19 protein-coding genes are annotated in these 16567 nt (G+C 63.3%); 17 read left to right on the forward strand and 2 right to left on the reverse strand.

Going from position 1 to position 16567, the window contains the following annotated elements; genetic code table 11:
* Positions 1-27: 27 nt before the first annotated feature.
* Positions 28-1059: a sugar ABC transporter substrate-binding protein gene (locus tag NE562_RS03125; RefSeq protein WP_280960935.1), complete on the reverse strand. Its 1032-nt coding sequence runs from the start codon at positions 1057-1059 to the stop codon at positions 28-30.
* A 41-nt stretch (positions 1060-1100) separates the two neighbouring features.
* On the reverse strand, positions 1101-1919 hold the full coding sequence (locus NE562_RS03130) for a sugar phosphate isomerase/epimerase family protein (protein ID WP_280960936.1): 819 nt from the start codon (positions 1917-1919) through the stop codon (positions 1101-1103).
* A 386-nt stretch (positions 1920-2305) separates the two neighbouring features.
* On the opposite strand from NE562_RS03130, the gene NE562_RS03135 reads away from it, so the two are divergent.
* The 17 genes from NE562_RS03135 (at position 2306) to NE562_RS03215 (ending at position 16567) form a co-directional block, all read left to right on the forward strand.
* Positions 2306-3331: a LacI family DNA-binding transcriptional regulator gene (locus NE562_RS03135; RefSeq protein ID WP_280960937.1), complete on the forward strand. Its 1026-nt coding sequence runs from the start codon at positions 2306-2308 to the stop codon at positions 3329-3331.
* Positions 3332-3411: 80 nt separating this feature from the next.
* Positions 3412-4560, forward strand: a complete 1149-nt coding sequence (locus NE562_RS03140) for a Gfo/Idh/MocA family protein (protein WP_280960938.1) — start codon at positions 3412-3414, stop codon at positions 4558-4560.
* A gap of 247 nt (positions 4561-4807) precedes the next feature.
* Positions 4808-6442 (forward strand): hypothetical protein, encoded by a 1635-nt coding sequence (locus tag NE562_RS03145; RefSeq protein ID WP_280960939.1) that lies wholly within the window; start codon positions 4808-4810, stop codon positions 6440-6442.
* A complete protein-coding gene (locus NE562_RS03150) occupies positions 6439-7203 on the forward strand; it encodes a hypothetical protein (protein WP_280960940.1) in 765 nt (254 codons plus the stop codon). Before NE562_RS03145 ends, NE562_RS03150 begins: the two co-directional genes overlap by 4 nt.
* A complete protein-coding gene (locus NE562_RS03155) occupies positions 7158-8501 on the forward strand; it encodes a hypothetical protein (protein ID WP_280960941.1) in 1344 nt (447 codons plus the stop codon). The genes NE562_RS03150 and NE562_RS03155 overlap by 46 nt, the downstream gene beginning before the upstream one ends.
* A 10-nt stretch (positions 8502-8511) precedes the next feature.
* Positions 8512-9078: a DUF4255 domain-containing protein gene (locus NE562_RS03160; protein ID WP_280960942.1), complete on the forward strand. Its 567-nt coding sequence runs from the start codon at positions 8512-8514 to the stop codon at positions 9076-9078.
* Positions 9075-9461 (forward strand): DUF4280 domain-containing protein, encoded by a 387-nt coding sequence (locus NE562_RS03165; RefSeq protein WP_280960943.1) that lies wholly within the window; start codon positions 9075-9077, stop codon positions 9459-9461. Before NE562_RS03160 ends, NE562_RS03165 begins: the two co-directional genes overlap by 4 nt.
* A 56-nt stretch (positions 9462-9517) precedes the next feature.
* Complete coding sequence (locus tag NE562_RS03170; protein ID WP_280960944.1) at positions 9518-11362, forward strand: phage tail sheath family protein; 1845 nt, start codon at positions 9518-9520, stop codon at positions 11360-11362.
* A gap of 15 nt (positions 11363-11377) precedes the next feature.
* Positions 11378-11809: a phage tail protein gene (locus tag NE562_RS03175; protein WP_280960945.1), complete on the forward strand. Its 432-nt coding sequence runs from the start codon at positions 11378-11380 to the stop codon at positions 11807-11809.
* A gap of 12 nt (positions 11810-11821) precedes the next feature.
* Positions 11822-12190, forward strand: a complete 369-nt coding sequence (locus NE562_RS03180) for a hypothetical protein (RefSeq protein WP_280960946.1) — start codon at positions 11822-11824, stop codon at positions 12188-12190.
* A gap of 2 nt (positions 12191-12192) precedes the next feature.
* The gene (locus NE562_RS03185) at positions 12193-12366 is read left to right on the forward strand and encodes a DUF6760 family protein (RefSeq protein WP_317865696.1); all 174 of its coding nucleotides are present in this window, start codon (positions 12193-12195) and stop codon (positions 12364-12366) included.
* Positions 12367-12381: 15 nt separating this feature from the next.
* Entirely contained in the window at positions 12382-12789 is a 408-nt protein-coding gene (locus NE562_RS03190; RefSeq protein WP_280960948.1) for a phage tail protein, read from the forward strand.
* A 5-nt stretch (positions 12790-12794) separates the two neighbouring features.
* On the forward strand, positions 12795-13643 hold the full coding sequence (locus tag NE562_RS03195) for a hypothetical protein (protein WP_280960949.1): 849 nt from the start codon (positions 12795-12797) through the stop codon (positions 13641-13643).
* 3 nt (positions 13644-13646) lie between these two features.
* Complete coding sequence (locus NE562_RS03200) at positions 13647-14309, forward strand: hypothetical protein (protein ID WP_280960950.1); 663 nt, start codon at positions 13647-13649, stop codon at positions 14307-14309.
* A 21-nt stretch (positions 14310-14330) separates the two neighbouring features.
* The gene (locus NE562_RS03205; RefSeq protein ID WP_280960951.1) at positions 14331-15401 is read left to right on the forward strand and encodes a phage late control D family protein; all 1071 of its coding nucleotides are present in this window, start codon (positions 14331-14333) and stop codon (positions 15399-15401) included.
* A 19-nt stretch (positions 15402-15420) separates the two neighbouring features.
* A complete protein-coding gene (locus NE562_RS03210; RefSeq protein WP_280960952.1) occupies positions 15421-16179 on the forward strand; it encodes a phage baseplate assembly protein V in 759 nt (252 codons plus the stop codon).
* Between the two features lie 13 nt (positions 16180-16192).
* A complete protein-coding gene (locus tag NE562_RS03215; protein WP_280960953.1) occupies positions 16193-16567 on the forward strand; it encodes a GPW/gp25 family protein in 375 nt (124 codons plus the stop codon).

The raw sequence follows: 16567 nt of genomic DNA on the forward strand, positions 1-16567 counted from the left end.
CCCGGCCCGCGCTTTCCGTTTCGGTTTTTATTTACCGCTGTATTTGGCGGCATAGGCCATCCATTCTTCCACGTTGGAAGCGTCCGCGACTTCAAGGTTGGTGTTTACCTTTTCCTCTACCGTTTCACCTTTGAGAAAGCGGTCTGCCAGTGTAACGCCCTCTATGCCCATATCGGCGGGCTTCTGTGCGACCGAGCCGCATAGGCCGCCTTCCTCGATGGATTTGAACGCGTCGGTGATGCCGTCAAAGCCCAAAATGTCGATGGTGAGACCTGCTTCCTTGGTCGCGCGCAGCGCGCCCAGCGCCATCATATCGTTGCAGCAATAGATGAAGTCCACATCCTTGTTGGAGGTGAGCAGGTTGGTGATTACATCGTAGCCCTTGTTAAAATCGGAATCGGCATTTTGCGAGGCGACGATATTCACCGAATCGCCCGCCGCGTCGATAAAGCCTTGCTTGCGCAGTTCCATGTTTTCCTGTCCGGGCACGCCGGTGAGGATGATGACGTTGAGCGTCTTGCCCTTTTCATCGGCTACCTTTTTGGCGTATTCTCCCGCGACTTTGCCGCCGTTATAGTTGTCCGACCCGATGTAGGTCAGTGTGTGCGCGCCCTGCTTGTCGAGCGCTTCGCGGTCCACCTCGGTATCGAGAATGACAACGGGGATGTTTGCCTCGTTCGCCTTTTTAATGCCCGAAATGATGCCGGTGGTCGAGCACGGCGTAATCATGATCGCCTTCACCTTTTTTTGAATCATCGTTTCCATCAGTTGGAGCTGCTCGGCCGCGTCGCCGTGGCTGGTGCCGGATTGCGCGATCAGCGTGTAGCCGAGCTCCTTGCACTTTTCCTCGGCGCCGTTTTTCATGGCCACGTAAAATTCGTTGTCCAGCGTCATAGGGAGCAGCGCGATCTCGCCCGAACCGGCGGCGGTGCCGGTATCCTCCGCGCCGTTATCGGCGCCGTCCGAAGCGGGGGGCGTTGAGCCGCAGCCGGTGCAAAAACCGGCCAAAAGGAGTGCTGCGAGAATGGCGGAGAGCATTTTCTTGTTGGTGCGTTTCATTTTTCTTCCTCCTTGCGTTTCAGTTGTTTCCGGGTTTCTGATTATTCAAAAGTCCCGCGCGCAATGGCGAGGTCTCTTTTGACGATCTGGAAGGGATCGGCGCACAAATGGCAAAGGGGCTCGGTATGGTAGTAGTTTTCCAGCAACAGCCATTCGGCGCACCGCGTTTCGCGAATCACGGCGGCGGTTTCAAAAAAGCCGCTTTCGCCGGCGCCGAGCAACGAGCCGCTCAACTTGCCGTTATAGCCGTCCTTTAAGTGGATTTGCGCCACGTGAGGGTGCAACGCGCGGAGGATGGCGGCGGCGTTCTGCCGCCCGTGCAGAAAATAATTTTGCGTATCGAACATGATTTTGAAGTTTTCACAGCCGACCTGACGCACCATACGCAGCGTTTCGGCGGCGGACAAGGCGTTTTCGCTGGCGATGGTGATACCGCAGGGCGCCGCGATCTCGCAAAACAGCTTGAGCTTTTCGCAGGTGTTGTAAAAATCGCGCTCCGTGCGGATCGCGCCGTCGTTGAAGCTGGGCAGCTGAACCACGGGGATTTGCATTGCGGCGGCGGCCTCGATGCCGCGCTTGACGCCGTCCGTGCAGATCATACCGGCGCGGGAATCCATGGGCCGCGTTAAGCCGAAGCGGTTCAGGTGGTCTACCGTCATGCTGGGCAGTGATATACCAGTCTCGGCGGCCATATCCAGATAAGCGCGCTGGATCGTGCGGCTGGAAAGCGGATACGATCGTTCATAAGGGCCGAAATCCAGTTCCATGCCCGCAAAGCCGAGCGCGGCGGCCGTACGCAGGGCGTAGGGACCGGGCATGGGAAAGGCCCACTGACAAATGCCGAATTTAAAAGCGCTCATAAATTTCGTCCTTTTTGAATACGGTCATCGAAATTCTAATTAAATTCTTATAAACTTAGCTTGGGTTTATTAAATCATTTTAAAGACGACGTGTCAATAAGAATTGTGCAAAAATTATAGAATCTGCTGATAATTGGCGATTATATGCAAATATAACCGAAAAAATCTGTGCGCATTGCGAAAAGCAAAAGATATTTTATTAAAATTTAATAGAAAAATTAAAATACATCTTGATTTTTGCGGCGACCATGTTATGATGAAAAGAGAAAACAATCTCGCTTCCATGGTCATGACAGCGCACGTATTTCACGCCTGCGCCTTTATGGAAATATCGACTTTGAAAGGTAAGTCATGTATAATGGAAGCATATAGACTGGAGGTCGGCTATGAATATCAAAGAAATAGCGCGTACAGCCAATGTTTCCATTTCAACCGTATCCTTGGTTTTGAATAACAAACCGGGTGTAAAAAGCGAAACGCGGGAACGGGTCGTACATCTGCTCCATCAAAACGGGTATGAATTGAAGGCTCCGGCGGCGAGGCAAGGGGTGATTGGCAACCTGCTGTTTGTCCGCTATCGCGGTTCGGGACGTTTGATGGAGGTAAAGGACGATTTTTTTATTCAGATACTCGACGGGGTGGAAAATCAGGCGCGCCGGATGAGCTTTAACCTGTCCATTGCCAACGCGGGACGCGATAATTTGGCGGAGGTGCTCGCGGGGGCGGAAAATACCGCCGCCGGCGTGATCCTGTTCGCCACCGAGTTTGAGCCGGAAGGCGCCGCGCTGCTGGAAAGCTGCCCGGTGCCGCTCGTTGTGCTAGACGAGGATTTTCCCAACGAGCCGATCAACACCATTGGCGTAGACAATATGGGGGCGATCTTTACCGGTGTTTCCTACCTGCACGCGCTGGGCCATACGGATATCGGCTACCTGCACAGCACCGAGCATACGGGCGCGATCCCCGAGCGCGAACGCGGCTACCGCGCGGCCATGGCCCAGCTTGGCCTGCCGGTCGCGGAAGAGCATATTTTTATGCTCGACCTGTTTATGAGCAAGGTGTACCAGCAGATGAACGAAATATTGGAGCGCAAACCCTCTTTGCCGACCGCGCTGATCGCGGATAACGACATTTTGGCGGTGGGCGCGATGCGCGCGTTGCAGGATCACGGCTACCGGATTCCGGGCGACCTGTCCATTCTGGGCTTTGACGACAGCTATGTCTGCTCGGTCGCAAACCCGGCGTTGTCCACCCTGCGCAGCCCGAAGGCGGCGATCGGCCAGCAGGCGGTCAAGCGTATCAAGGACATGATCGACGATCCGGGCGGCAGCGCGATGAAATCCCGCCTGTGCGCCCGGCTGATGAAGCGCGGCACGACCGCGCCCCCGCCGGACCGGGCAAACAAAGCGTGAACGGCCTCGCCGGGCGGCATTACCGGCAAAGGCCGCCCGGCGGACCATCAATCAAAACAACAGGATAGGAGCGATACGACATGAAACTGAAATTCGGCATGGTAGGCGGAGGCGGGGGCTTCATCGGGGATGTGCACCGCCACGGGGCGCTGATGGACGATCTGGCGGTGCTGACGGCGGGCTGCTTTACCCGCAACGCGGAGAAAAACCGCGCGGTGGCGGAAAAGTGGAACGTTAGCGATCCGGCCCGTGTGTACGGCAGCTATACGGAAATGGCAAAGGCCGAGGCGGCGCGGGAGGACGGCATCGATTTTGTCTCCATCACCACCCCGAACGACACGCATTTCCCCATTGCAAAGTGCTTTTTAGAGCACGGCATCCACGTCATGTGCGACAAGCCCCTTGCCCTAAACGCGAAAGAGGGGCGCGAGCTGCAACGGCTTGCCAAGGAACGCGGCCTGCTGTTCGGCGTGACCTATACCTACACCGGCTACGCCATGGTCCGGCAAGCGCGCGAGATGATCGACGCGGGCGAGATCGGCAAGATCACCTGCATTCAGGGCGAATACCCGCAGGAATGGCTGGCCGTATCGCTGGTGGCCGAGCACTCCGAGCAGGCCACTTGGCGGCAGGACCCCGCGCGCTCGGGCGCGTCGGGCTGCTGCGCGGATATCGGCACGCACGTTGAGTGCCTGATCGCGCAGATGACCGGCCTGCACCCGAAGCGCGTCATCGCGCGGTTCGACCGCATCCCGCCCGAGATGCCGCTTGAATCCAACGCGCAGATGATGGTGGACTTTGACGGCGGCGTGCCCGGCCTGCTATGGACTTCGCAGGTCGCCATGGGGCACGAAACCGAGCTGAACGTGCGCATTTTCGGGGAAAAGGGCTCGATCGAGTGGAGCCACCTGCGCCCGTGGGAGCTGCGCGTCACCCGCATCAACCAGCCGCCGCAGACCTACACCGCGAACCGCGATTATCTGTACCCGGCGGCGAAGGAGCTGTGCCGCCTGCCCTCCGGCCATATCGAGGGCTTCTACGAAGCCTTCGGCAACCTGTACCGCGGCTTTTGCGTCCACCTGCTCGCCAGAAAGACCGGCGGCGACCCGGGCGCGTTCCGCTATCCCACCATCGACGACGGCGTGCGCGGCATCGAATTTGTCGACGCTTGCCTCGAATCCAACGCCAAGGGCAACGTTTGGGTCCCGGTAGGTCAAACGGAAGCTTAAAATAAGATGAAAAAACAGTCTCTGCACACCTGTGCGCAGAGACTGTTTTTGTGTGTATATGAGAAAATATTTTCTTCCTATTTTATGAATAATGCACAATAAAAACGAAAATTCGACAAAATATTGCAAAATCATTGACAAGGAAGTTTGGGGTTGATATCCTTAAGAAGTAAAAACTGGTTTGCAATGTGGGCGTTCACGCGCGGAAGAACAGAGGGAGCCAATGATACGAAATTTGTATTATCCGATGAAACCGCTGAAAGCGGAGGATTTTACGCTGGAGCAGCAATACGGCTGCGACGCGCGCGCCGATCTGGCCAAGGACGCGCTGGGCGCGGGCGTGCTGCGGGGCTTGCAGGTGACCGAGCGGCATGGAGCGCTGTGGGTCGGCGCGGGCCGCGCGGTCGATGGGGAGGGGCGGCAGATTCGGGTGCCGCAGGACACGCTTTTGACCGTGCCGGAGGACCTGCTCTCGAGCGGCTATGTGACGCTGCGCTACCGGGAACAGCCGGTCGGCCCGGCGGCGGATACCGGTGGGGCGGAGGACGCCGCCCCGGCGGGCCCCCGATACGGCCGGGTAGAGGAGACCTTTTCGCTGGCGGTGCGCAAAACGCCGCCGTATGATCCGCTGCCGCGCAGCATGGAAGCGCTGCTGCAGGAGCAGGTGCTGATAGAAAACGAATCGGTGCGCGCCGTGCTTTGTGCGCCGCGCTTTTTGTGGGCCGGACGCGGCTGTACCGTCACGCTGCGGCTCACGGCAAGGGAAACCGTGCGGGAACAGGCGCTGTGGGCGGTATCGCTTCGGCTTGCCGCGCCCGGCTTTCTCTGCGGCGGCGCGCTGGATGGGGCCGAGCTGCGCGGACAATGGCGGCTGGTACCCGGCCAAACGGAGGAGCTGCGCCTTTGTCTGGCCCCGCGCCGGGCGGACCGGCAGCCGGAAAAGCCCGTGCTGCTTTGCGCCGCGGGCGCGCTGCAGCTCGTTCGCGGGGAAATGCTCGTTTACAACAAACGGGACGCGTTGTTTCAACCGGCTTGGCGCGGCGGTTCGCCCGAGGAGCTTTACCGGCGCGCGCTGGGAGAAGCGATGGCGGACAGCGGGGAATTGCTGCTGGCGCATATCAGGCCCGGCGGCCAGCCCGGGGCAACGGACGCCTTGTGGCAAATCCGCGATCTGCGGCGCTTTGCGCCCGGCGGCGCGCTCGCGCTCACGGCGGCCAGACTCGCTTCGGCTTGCCCGCCGGTGTGCCCGCCCGCGCCGGAACCTGCGCCCGCGCCGCAGCCGCGGCAGGCGAGCGGCGTGGTGGAGCTGACGCCGCCGCACGGCTGCTTTCAGCGGGGGCAGACCTATTATTCGGACTGGGTTGAGCATGGCCTTGGCGCGGTGCCCGTGCTGGCGGAAGCGCGGTGCCTGCTGCCCACGGAGCGGGGCGGCGAGCAAAGCGTTTGCCGGCCCCAGCTATTCGCCGGATGCACGGGCCGGATGCTGCCCGATGTGGATACCGGGATAAGGGCGGATGAAGCGCAGGGAAGGGTACAGCTCGCCGTTTATTTCCATAAGCGGTGGCAGGCGGATTGCTTCCGCCTGCGCTGGTATGTGATTTTGGCGGAAAACGATACGGAAACCGGGGACGGCGCGCGCCTGACCGGCGTGCGCCCGGCGCAGGTCAGGCTGCCACCGGGCGGTAAAACGGTGTTTTGCCCGGTGTTTGCCGGTAAGGGCGCGTGGTCGCCCTGCCTGTTCCGCGCCAAGGGCGGGCGAATCGAACAGGACGGCCGCTTTACCGCCCCGCTCGAGCCGGGCGCCTACGAAATTACCGTGCAGCGCGAAGGCCACCCGGAGGAGCGCTCATATGCCATGGCGGTCGTGGAGGAGCAGACGTGACGGGCGCGGCGTGGCGGCGCGAGCGGCTGCTGAGCGAGAGCGGCGCGGCCAAGCGGTGGCTGTACAGCGAAGGAGAAGAACGCTGGGATGTGCTGATCACAACGCAGCGCGGTTTACAGCGCGTGCTGCTGGCGGAAGGCGAGTCCGCGCGCACCATGACGCGGGACGGCGCGCTGTATTACGCGCTGCCCTATCGGGAGGGCGCGCCGCTGCGCGCATGGTGCGAGGGGCGGCCGCTGGAGGCGCGCCGCGCGCTGTGCTTGGCGCTGCTGGCGCTGACCCGGCAGAACGCGCTGGTGTGGCGGCTGTTTCCGCTGTTTGCCAAGGGGCGGCGCCTTGCGGCGGACGCGGCGGGCGGGGTGTTTGCCGCATACGATATCGAGCTGCGGCCCGGCCCGCCCCTGACCGACCGCGAACGGATGGCCGCGCTGCGCGCGGAGGTGCAAGACCTTTTGGGCTGCGCGCTGCCGCCTTGCGCGGATCGGGAAGCGCTGGACGCGGCGGTGCGGTCCGCCGCGGAGCCCGCGCCCAGAACAAAGCCGCCGCCGGTTTGGCCGCGCGTGGCGGCGGGGGCGCTGGCGCTCGGGGTCGTTTTGGCGCTTTTGTGCGCGGTGGGCGCGCTGCTGCGCTGGCACGACGGCTGGCGCGGCCCGCCGGTCAAACGGATCGGCACGGAAACGCTGGCCGCCGCGACGGAGAGAGGGGGCGATGCGCCGTGCGCCGATGGGGCCCGCAGGGGAAAAACGATTACTTTCATATAGGCCCGGTGTTTCTTTACCGCCCGCTCGCGGTCTTGCTGGCGGCGCTGTGCGCGGCGCTCGTCTGCCTGTGCGGCGGCTCGGCGGTCCGGTATGCGAAGGCGCGTTTATCGCCCCAACCCTACCCGGTATTCGCGTATGACGCGAAGGCGCTGGGCGGCTTTACCGGCACGGGACGCATCCGCGACGCGCGCGGCGTGATCCGGTACGAGGGCGCGATCGCGGACGGCCTGTGCACGGGCGAGGGCGTCGTGTACGACGGGGCGGGGCAAATGGTATTCAGCGGCACGCTTGCGCAAAATGAATACCAATACGGCGCGGCCTATCAAAACGGCGTGCTGCGCTATCGCGGCGCTTTTCAAAACAGCGTTTACGAGGGCGAGGGCACCTTGTACCGCGCCGATGGCGGGACCGAATACGAGGGCGGCTTTTACGCGGGCCGGCGGCAGGGACACGGCGTGGCCTACCGGCAGTCCGGCGGCGTTTTATACGAAGGCGCGTTCGAGGCCGGGCTATACCACGGCGTAGGCACGCTGTATGAGGAAAACGGCCGCCCGGCCTACGCGGGCGAGTTCCGGCGGGGCGCGCCTGAAGGCGAGGGCGTTTTTTACGGCGCGGAGGGCCAGCCCCTCTATGAGGGCCGGGTGCGCGCGGGCCGGCCGGACTATCTCTCTTTTCTGGGCGGAAGCGTCGCGGACGCGCTCGCGGCGCTGCAAACGCCGTGCGAAATCTATACGGCAAAGGATAAGACCGCTTTTTGCAGCCGCGCGCTGAACGTTCTGTTCCTAACAGAGGACGCGCCGGTATTCCAGCGCAAGGCGGCCCAGTGGCCCGGCACGGCTTCGGGCGAAAGCGTGGAGCTGGACCCGGAAACGCAGACAGACCAAATGACGGTGACCGAGGTGCTCTTGCTTTCGGACAGCCTGCCCGAGCTTTGTCAGGGACTGACCACGCGCGGCGATATCGAAGCCGCTTTGCGCGAGGCTGGCTGCGAGAGCGCGTGGGAAAAGAACACGCTGCCGGACGATCGGGACTTTTTCGCGGGCTACGCGCTCCCCTATGAGCGGCAGCATGTGCTGCGCGAACTAAACGATAAGACCGAGCGGGCGGGCGACCATGTGGTAAAATTCACCGACGTCCCGCCCACGAAAACCGCCGCGCGCGCGGCGCGGCTCAACTTTGAGCAGGGCGGGATCCGCTACGTATATTCGTTTCTCGGCGACAGCGCCGAGTATTTGTACAGCGGCGCGCGCCTTGTGATCAAGCAGGCCGAGCCGCCTCATCCGGGCAAATCGAAGTAGGAGGCGCGGCATGAAGGAAGAATTCGCAAGGGTGAGCGGCGCGCTGCTTTCGCTGCTGCGCGACGGACTGAGCCCATGGCCGCTCGCCGCGCGGGAGGATATCGCGCTCGCCTCGCCCGCCGGGATCGGCGGCGATTGCCGCATGGGCGTGTTCCTGTATGATTTGCAGGATCATACCGAGGTATCGCCCGCGCAGCTCCGTTATACGGAAGCGGGGCGGCGCGTGCCGCCGCCCGTGCCCTTCGCGCTTTCCTACATGCTCTTTTGCAGCGAGGGGCAGGCCTTTGGCGGGCGCGACCCCGCGGAGGCGCACGCGCTGCTCAGCGCGGCGGTGGCCGCGGTGAACGGGAACCGTTCGCTTTGCCTTGCGGAGCAGGAGGAGCCGGTCGCCTTGTCCTTTGCGCGGCTGCCGCTTGCCACCAAGGTGCAGCTGTGGAGTTCGTTTCAAAAACCGATGCAGCCGGCGGTGTTTTTGGTCGCCGCGCCGGTATACGCCGATTTGCGCCAGCCCGAACCGCTGCCCCCGGTGCGGCAGGTGCGGGTGCATGGCAAACGGAGAGAGGAGGCGGGCCGATGAGCCAAGCCGTGGTCACAGGGGCTATGCTGCGCTGCTCCTTCGGTTTGGCGCCGGCGCCGTTCAACGTGCTGCCCACGGCGCGGGTGTTCGTCTGCGGCCGCCCCGTCGCGGCGATGATGGACAACGTGCCGCTCGCCGGCATTCCGCCGTTCGGCATGTGCTCTTGCCCGGCGAACCCGGCGGTCGCGGCGGCGACGGCGGCGGCGCTCGGCGTGCTCACGCCGATGCCCTGCATGCCGGTCTGCCCCGCGCCGTGGGCGCCGCCCAAGCCAAACGTGCTGATCGGCGGCAAACCGGCGATCGACGCGGGCGCCAAGCTGATGTGCGCGTACGGCGGCGTGATACAGATCGTCAGCCCCGGGCAGGTGCAGGTTACTTTGTGAGGACCAAACCGTAAATAGCCAGTAAAACTGGATCGACAGGAAAGGAAGGCATAAAAATGGCGGAATACTTATCCCCCGGCGTGTATGTGGAAGAGTTCGATTCCGGCGTCAAGGCGATGGAGGGTGTGGGCACCTCGACCGGCGGCTTTATCGGCATGGCGGAGCGCGGACCGGTGGACGGCAAGCCCGTGCTGGTGACGAGCTTTGCCGATTACCAGCGCGTATTCGGCGGCTATCTGCCCGAGGAATCCTATGGCGAGCGGCGCTTCCTGCCCTACGCGGTGGACCGCTTTTTTGCAAACGGCGGCTCAAGCTGCTATGTGATGCGCGTAAAGCCCGACGGCGCGGCGGCAGCTTCCGGCACGGCCACGATCTGTCTGGGGGAGGAGCCGCAGGCGGACGACGACCCCGTGCAAACGATACAACTGACCTTTGCCGCGCGCGACATCGGCGCCGCGGGGAACAGCCTTTCGGTAACGCTCGAAACCGCGCCCAAGTCCCGCAGCGCGGTGCTGGAACAGCAGGATAACGGCGCAAAGCTGCGCCTGAAAAACGCATCCCAGTTCGCGGAGGGCGACGCGGTGACCTTCGGCTGCACCATTGTGGGCAGCGACCAAAAAGAGACGCCCGTGGTGGCGGACGCGATCGTCGCCGCCAAAAGCGGCGACTGGATCACGCTGAAAGAGCCGCTGACCTATCAGGTGATGAACGGCGCGGAGCAGGTCGATACGCCGCTGCCGGCCGGTAAGCTGGTGGATACGGCGGCGGTGCCCAAGCTGGCGCTGAACGCGCTGGGCTATCGGGCGACGGTGCAGGCGGACGGCGAGCAGGAAGTATACGAAAACGTTTCCCTTTCCGCTTCGTCGGATAGGTGGCTGCCCGAGGTGCTCAAGGCTTCCAAATGGATCGCGGCCTCGGCGGCGAACAAGACCATCAAAAAGAAGGAATTGCCGCAAGGCGCCGTATGGCTGACAGCCGTCGTTGGCGGCAGCCCGCTCGTGCAGTTCCTTTCCGGCGGCAGCGACGGAACGCCCGCGACTACCGCGGTATCCGCCTATACGGGAACGGACGGCGGCCCGGGCAAGCGCACCGGCCTGCGCGCCTTTTTGGAAATAAACGATGTGAACATCATGGCCATGCCGGGCATCACCGATCAGGGGACGCTGCTGGAAATGGTGAGCCAGTGCGAAAACAGCGGCGGCTGCTTTACGGTGCTGGATTGCCCCTCTGGCGCTGTTTCAGTGGATGATCTGGCCACCTACCGCGAAGCGTTCGACAGCAGCTATGCGGCGCTGTACCATCCTTGGCTGCAATTTTTCGATCCGCTGCTCAAGGCGAACCGGTATTTTCCGCCCTCCGGCGCGCTCGCCGGGGTCTACGCGCGGGTGGATCATACGCGCGGCGTGCACAAGGCGCCCGCAAACGAGACCGTAACGGGCTGCACCGGCCTGCAAGTGACCTATAACGAGGCCGAGCAGGCCAAGCTCAATCCCAAGGGCGTCAACCTCATCCGCGCGCTGCCCGGGCAGGGCATTCGGGTGTGGGGCGCGCGCACCCTGTCGAGCGACGGCAACTGGAAGTATATCAACGTGCGCCGCCTGTTTATCTTCTTGGAAAGCTCGATCAAGGCGAACACCAGCTGGGTGGTGTTCGAGCCGAACGACCAAACGCTGTGGTCGCGCGTGGAAAGCACGATCCGCGCGTTTTTGACCACGCAGTGGCGAAACGGCGCTTTGACGGGCGGCAGCCCGGACGAGGCGTTCTACGTCAACGTGGGTACGAGCACGATGACGCAGGACGATATCCTGAACGGCAGGCTGATCTGCGAGATCGGCGTGGCGCCGGTGCGTCCGGCTGAATTTGTCATCTTCCGCATCACGCAGAAGATGGAAGAAGCGTAAAGGGAGGGCGAGGACATGGCAAGCATTTATCCGTTTAAAAAATATAATTACGATGTTTCGATCGACGGCAAGTCGGTCGGCGGTTTTTCCGAGGTGAGCGCGCCCGACGTGACGATTGACCCGATCGAATACCGCGAGGGCAATTTTAAGGCGAACACCGCGGGCAAGCAGCCCGGTCTGGTCAAATACGGCAACGTAACGCTCAAGTGGGGCACAACGGCGGTGACCGATTTGTACAACTGGGCCAAAGAGGTGGAGCACGGCACGATCAACCGCAAAACGGTGACCATTTCTCTGCTGAGCGACACCGGCGATGAGCTGGCCAAGTGGAGCCTGACGGACGCGTGGCCGACCAAGTACACCGCGCCGGATTTCAACGCGACCAACAACGAGGTGGCGATCGAAAGCTTGGAGCTGGTGCACGAAGGACTGACACGGGAAAAGTAAGGAGAATAAAAAATGGAATTACAGACCGTTTATCCCTTCCGCCTGCCGCGCGGCTATGTGGATGAAAAGGGCGAAATTCACCGCGACGGCGAGATGCGCCTTGCCACCATGGCGGATGAGATCATGCCGATGAACGATCCCCGCGTGCGCCAAAACCCCGAATTTCTGACCGTGATACTGCTCAGCCGGGTGGTCACGCGTCTGGGCACGCTGCCCGTAGTCACGCCCGAGGTGATCGGGGCGCTTTACACGGCGGACGCAAATTTTTTGCAGAACATGTACCAGACGATTAACGACGTGGAGGAACCGGTCATCCACGTCACCTGCCCGCACTGCGGGAAGGAGTTTACCGATACCGTAAATTTTACCGAAATGGGCTGAGGCTGTACGGAAAGAACGAGCTGTACCGCCAAATGTCCTTCATCTGCTATTACTTCCATTGGTCGATGGAGCAGGTGATGGCCCTGTCCCATCTGGACCGCCGCCGCATCTGCGATGAGATCGGCCGGATCAACCGCGAGATCAGCGGCGAGAGCAAAAACATATTTGAACTGTAAGGGGAGGAACGTAAAATGGCGGAGCTGCTGACCGGCTGCCGGTTTCGGGTGTTCGCGGGCGGGATCGAAATGGGCTTTCAGCGCGTTTCCGGCGTTCGCCGCGAGATCGAGATGGAGACCTACCGCGAGGGCGGCGTGAACGACCGGCTGCACGTGTTCCCCAAAGGGCCCGGCGGGGAAAAGACGCTCACCATGGAAAAGGGCGTGGCGGCGGGCGCGGCGCATCCGTTCCATCAGGTCGGTCTGGCGCTGGTGACGCCGCTCATCGTGCAGATACTCGACGGCGCGGGGCAGACCGCCAAGACCTATACGTTTCTCGATCCGGTCGTCAAAAGCTGGCAGCCGGGCGAACTGCACGCCGCGGAAAGCCGGTTGCTGATCGACCAGTTTGAGATCAGCTATTCCAGCTTTTTGGAGGTGTGAGCGGTATGCGCCTTGTATGCGCGGGGCGGCGGCTGCGCACCTGCGTCCGGCCGCTTGCGGGTCTGCTGCGCGCGGCCGGGCAGATGCGGCGGCTGACGCTGCGCCACGCCCGCCGCCCGCCCGCCGTGACCCATACCCATGTGCTGCACGTGTCCCAAACCGTGCTGACGCGGCAGGTGCGGCAGCTCAGCGTGGTGTACGCGCCCGTTTCGGCGCGGCGCGGCGCGCAGATCTCGCTTTGGCATTCCACGCTTCTCGTGCCCGTGGTGCTGCGCGCGGCGCAGCGGCAGGCGCGCGGCGAATGGCGCGCCCTGTTTCGGCCCGCGGCGGCGCGCACCGTACGGGTGCTCGCCCCCGCGTTCAGCCAGCTGTTCCGCCGCATGATCGAGGAGGAACAGCGCTATTACCACACCCGGCCCACGCAAACGCGTCAGCTTTTGTGGCGGCTGCTCGGCGCGCGCAGCACGCTGCATCTGCTCACGCAGTTTTACGCGGGCGAGGTGCCGTATCACACGCTGGGCGGCATGGGCGGTACGGCGGCCGCGCGGCTGCTGCCCGCGGTGCTGGGCGGCGGGAGGCTTCCGGACGCGGGGGAAAGGCGGGCCGACCCCGCCCTTCGCCTGCTGCAGGGTCAGAAGGAAACGCTCAAGCTTTCCTATCACCGGCAGACGCGCGAGACGATCCGGGCGGATGCCGGCGCGAGAACGCGGGACGAAGCGGCTTCGTCCGCGCCCCGCGCCTATGCGCCCGAAGCGCCGCGCCTGAGCGAGCAGGAGATGCGGCATATCGTTCAGCGGGTCTTTCGCGAGCTGGCCCGCGGCCACGCGCGCGACCGGCTGCGCGGAAAGGAGTAAGCGATGGACCCCACGATTCTGGCGTTTGAAAAGGCGCAGGTGTTTTCCTGCGACGAGCAGGGCAGGCCCGATTGGAAGCAGCATTTTTCGGTGCAGTTCAACCCATCCTCCATTTCGATCACCGAGCCGATCGGGGACGACGCGGCCGCCCCTGCCACGGCGGATAAGGCGCCGCGCCGCCGCCTGTTCGGCAACAAGCCCTCGCTGCACTTTTCGGCGAAGCTGTTTTTCAATACCATTTTGGGGCTTGACCTGCCGACCGGCGACGTGCGCGACCAGCTGCGCAAGTTCTACTATTTCTTTAACGACCAAGCGCACGCGGCCGCCGGAACCGGCGACCGCAAGCTGATCTGCTTTGCGTGGTCGACGATTCAGGTGTACGGCTTTTTGGCCGGTATGCAGGTGAGCTATACGATGTTCGCGCCGAACGGCACGCCCGTGCGGGCGGAGGCCGATATCGCGATAGACGGGCGCTACTGCGGCAATAACGGCGATTATCTGCGCGAAGGGCCGGGCGACGAGGCCGCGCGCGCGGCGCAAACGGCGCGCGATGTGCTGGAACGCGCCCAGCGGACGGCAAACGGCGCGGCCGGGTGGCGCGATGTGGCGTTGGAGCTGGATTTGGCCAACCCGCGGCTGATGACAACGTGCGGAACAAAAGGCTGACGCGAAGGGGGCCCGGCAGATATGCAGACCTTTGAAGAACTGAAAAAGCATTATGGCGGGTTCGACCTGCCCATGGCCTCGGTGAAGATCGGCGGGACGGAGCTGTGGAACAGCGGCCTTTTCACGGTGACCGAGATACGGATCGAAATGAGCTGCGGCGAAGCGGCGGGATACGCCGGGATCCGGCTGGACGAGCTCGCGCACGAAAGCGATCTGACCGGGCGGCTTGACAAGCTGTTGCAGCTGGGCGAAACGGTAAGCGTCGCCCTCGGCTACGCGGGGCGGGTAAAGCAGGTGTTTTTGGGCTACCTCAGCGGCGTTGACTACGAGATGGGGCCGCGCTGGGAGCAAGCGCCCCTTCGGATACAGCTGGATTGTCTGGACGCCAAGGGACTGATGCGCCCGGTGCGCTGCTTTGCCAGCGGCGGCAAGCAGAGCAAGCTGGTGAGCGAGATACTGGGCCGCGCGGCCTACCGGGCCGCGCTGGGAAAAAAGAAGACCGCTTCCATCCCGGCTTCGCGCGATACCGAGATGTTATGGGATGGCTGGAGCGACTGCGAGATGCTGTGCCGGATCGCGCGGCGGCAGCATTTTTTGTTTTACTGCGCGGGCGGCGAAACGCATTTCCGGGAGGATGAACCGGCGGGCGCGCCCGTCGCCGCGCTGGAATGGGGCGACGCGGCCGATACGCTTTCGCTGCATTATTCCATGGACAAGCTGGTGGGGCGCGTGCAGGTCGCGGGCGCGAACCAAAAGGGCGAGCGGGTCAAGGCCGAGGTAAAGCGCGGCTCCAAGACCCCGCACGCGGGCCGGAGCCTATCCGGCCGCCTGCCGCCGGAGGGCGAGTGCCTGCCCCTTGCCGGGGCGAGCACGCCGGAGACCCTGCGCGCCGAAGCCGAGGCCCGCATGCGGGAGCATGAAAAGGAATATGCCACCGGCTCTTCCGAGGGCGTGGGCCTGCCCGAATTATTGCCCGGCGCGGCGGTGACCGTGCGCGGCGCCGGGCTGGGCGGCAGCGCGATGCTGCTGGAGACCGTGCACACGCTGGAAGCGGGCGGCTATCGCACGGCGTGCCGGTTCCGGCTGCTTTAAGCGGAAGGAGTTGGAAATCTTGAGCGAATGGGATACGCCGTTTGGGGCCGCCGCGTTTGAGATCGGCGTGATCGAAGCCTCGGGCGAGGAAAAGGACAAGGGGCTGGTGCGCGTGCGCCTGCCCTTCATGCCGGAGGGCAAGGACGTGCTGGAGGGCGTGGAGGTCTTGCAGCTGCCGGGCGGCCCGAAGGACGGCAGCTTTCTGCTGCCGGAAAAGGGCGCGCGCGTGCTGGTCGGCTGGATGGGGGCCGAGCGGCGGCCGGTGGTGCTCGGCAGCCTGAACGACCCCGCCGGTACCTTGGCGCAGCAGTGCGGCAAAAAGGGAAACGCGGTAAAGCGGCTGCATACGAACAGCGGCGCGGGCCTTGCGTGGGACGAGGACGCCGGACAAAAGTCCCTTTCAGTGGAAACGCCGGGCGGTTTGCGCCTGACGCTGTCCGACAAGGCGAACACGGTGCGCGTGACGGGAAAAGGCGGCAAGAACGTGATCGAGATCAGCGAAAAGGATCAAAAGATATCGGTTTGCGCGGAAAAGGGGATCGAGCTGGCGGTCGGCAGAAACAAGCTGACGATCCATACCGACGGCATCGAGCTTTCCGGCGGCAAATTCACCGTGAAAACCGATTCAATCGCGCTCAACGGTAAGCAGAAGGCCGCGATAGAGGGCGCTAACGTGACGCTCAGCGGCAGCCAGACCAAGGTGGAGGCAAAGGTCAATCTTTCGCTCAAGGCAAACGGCATCGCGTCGCTGGACGGCAATCTGGTCAAGATCAAGTGAGGAGGATGGCGGCATGGCGCAGGAGATCAAATTTCCGCCGCGGCTCGACGCGGCAGCCGGCTTCGCGGAAACGGACGAGGCCGAGCAAATCCGCCAGTCGGTGCGGCTGATCCTGCTGACAAACGTGGGCGAACGGCCGATGCGGCCGGAATTCGGCAGCCGTATAAGGCAGTACCTGTTTGAGCCGATGAACGAAACGACGCGCCAGCTTTTGAAGCAGGAGGTCGTCGGCGCGCTGACGCGGTGGGAGCCGCGCATCCGCGAGCTGGAAGTCGAAACCGACACGGGCGGCCTTCGCGCGGGCCTGCTGCGGCTGGATATCCGCTATGTCGTCCGCGCCACGGGCGCGCCCGACCGGCTGGACGTGGCGCTAAGCGGGGAGGCGTGA

It is taken from the genome of Butyricicoccus faecihominis (assembly GCF_024462775.1).
GTDB classification, from domain to species: Bacteria; Bacillota; Clostridia; order Oscillospirales; family Butyricicoccaceae; genus Agathobaculum; species Agathobaculum faecihominis_A.

Coding starts and splice junctions, on each gene's coding strand:
- NE562_RS03125 (WP_280960935.1), bottom strand. CDS start 1,059: ATGAAACGCACCAACAAGAAAATGCTCTCCGCCATTCTCGCAGCACTC.
- NE562_RS03130 (WP_280960936.1), bottom strand. CDS start 1,919: ATGAGCGCTTTTAAATTCGGCATTTGTCAGTGGGCCTTTCCCATGCCC.
- NE562_RS03135 (WP_280960937.1), top strand. CDS start 2,306: ATGAATATCAAAGAAATAGCGCGTACAGCCAATGTTTCCATTTCAACC.
- NE562_RS03140 (WP_280960938.1), top strand. CDS start 3,412: ATGAAACTGAAATTCGGCATGGTAGGCGGAGGCGGGGGCTTCATCGGG.
- NE562_RS03145 (WP_280960939.1), top strand. CDS start 4,808: ATGAAACCGCTGAAAGCGGAGGATTTTACGCTGGAGCAGCAATACGGC.
- NE562_RS03160 (WP_280960942.1), top strand. CDS start 8,512: ATGAAGGAAGAATTCGCAAGGGTGAGCGGCGCGCTGCTTTCGCTGCTG.
- NE562_RS03165 (WP_280960943.1), top strand. CDS start 9,075: ATGAGCCAAGCCGTGGTCACAGGGGCTATGCTGCGCTGCTCCTTCGGT.
- NE562_RS03170 (WP_280960944.1), top strand. CDS start 9,518: ATGGCGGAATACTTATCCCCCGGCGTGTATGTGGAAGAGTTCGATTCC.
- NE562_RS03175 (WP_280960945.1), top strand. CDS start 11,378: ATGGCAAGCATTTATCCGTTTAAAAAATATAATTACGATGTTTCGATC.
- NE562_RS03180 (WP_280960946.1), top strand. CDS start 11,822: ATGGAATTACAGACCGTTTATCCCTTCCGCCTGCCGCGCGGCTATGTG.
- NE562_RS03190 (WP_280960948.1), top strand. CDS start 12,382: ATGGCGGAGCTGCTGACCGGCTGCCGGTTTCGGGTGTTCGCGGGCGGG.
- NE562_RS03195 (WP_280960949.1), top strand. CDS start 12,795: ATGCGCCTTGTATGCGCGGGGCGGCGGCTGCGCACCTGCGTCCGGCCG.
- NE562_RS03200 (WP_280960950.1), top strand. CDS start 13,647: ATGGACCCCACGATTCTGGCGTTTGAAAAGGCGCAGGTGTTTTCCTGC.
- NE562_RS03205 (WP_280960951.1), top strand. CDS start 14,331: ATGCAGACCTTTGAAGAACTGAAAAAGCATTATGGCGGGTTCGACCTG.
- NE562_RS03215 (WP_280960953.1), top strand. CDS start 16,193: ATGGCGCAGGAGATCAAATTTCCGCCGCGGCTCGACGCGGCAGCCGGC.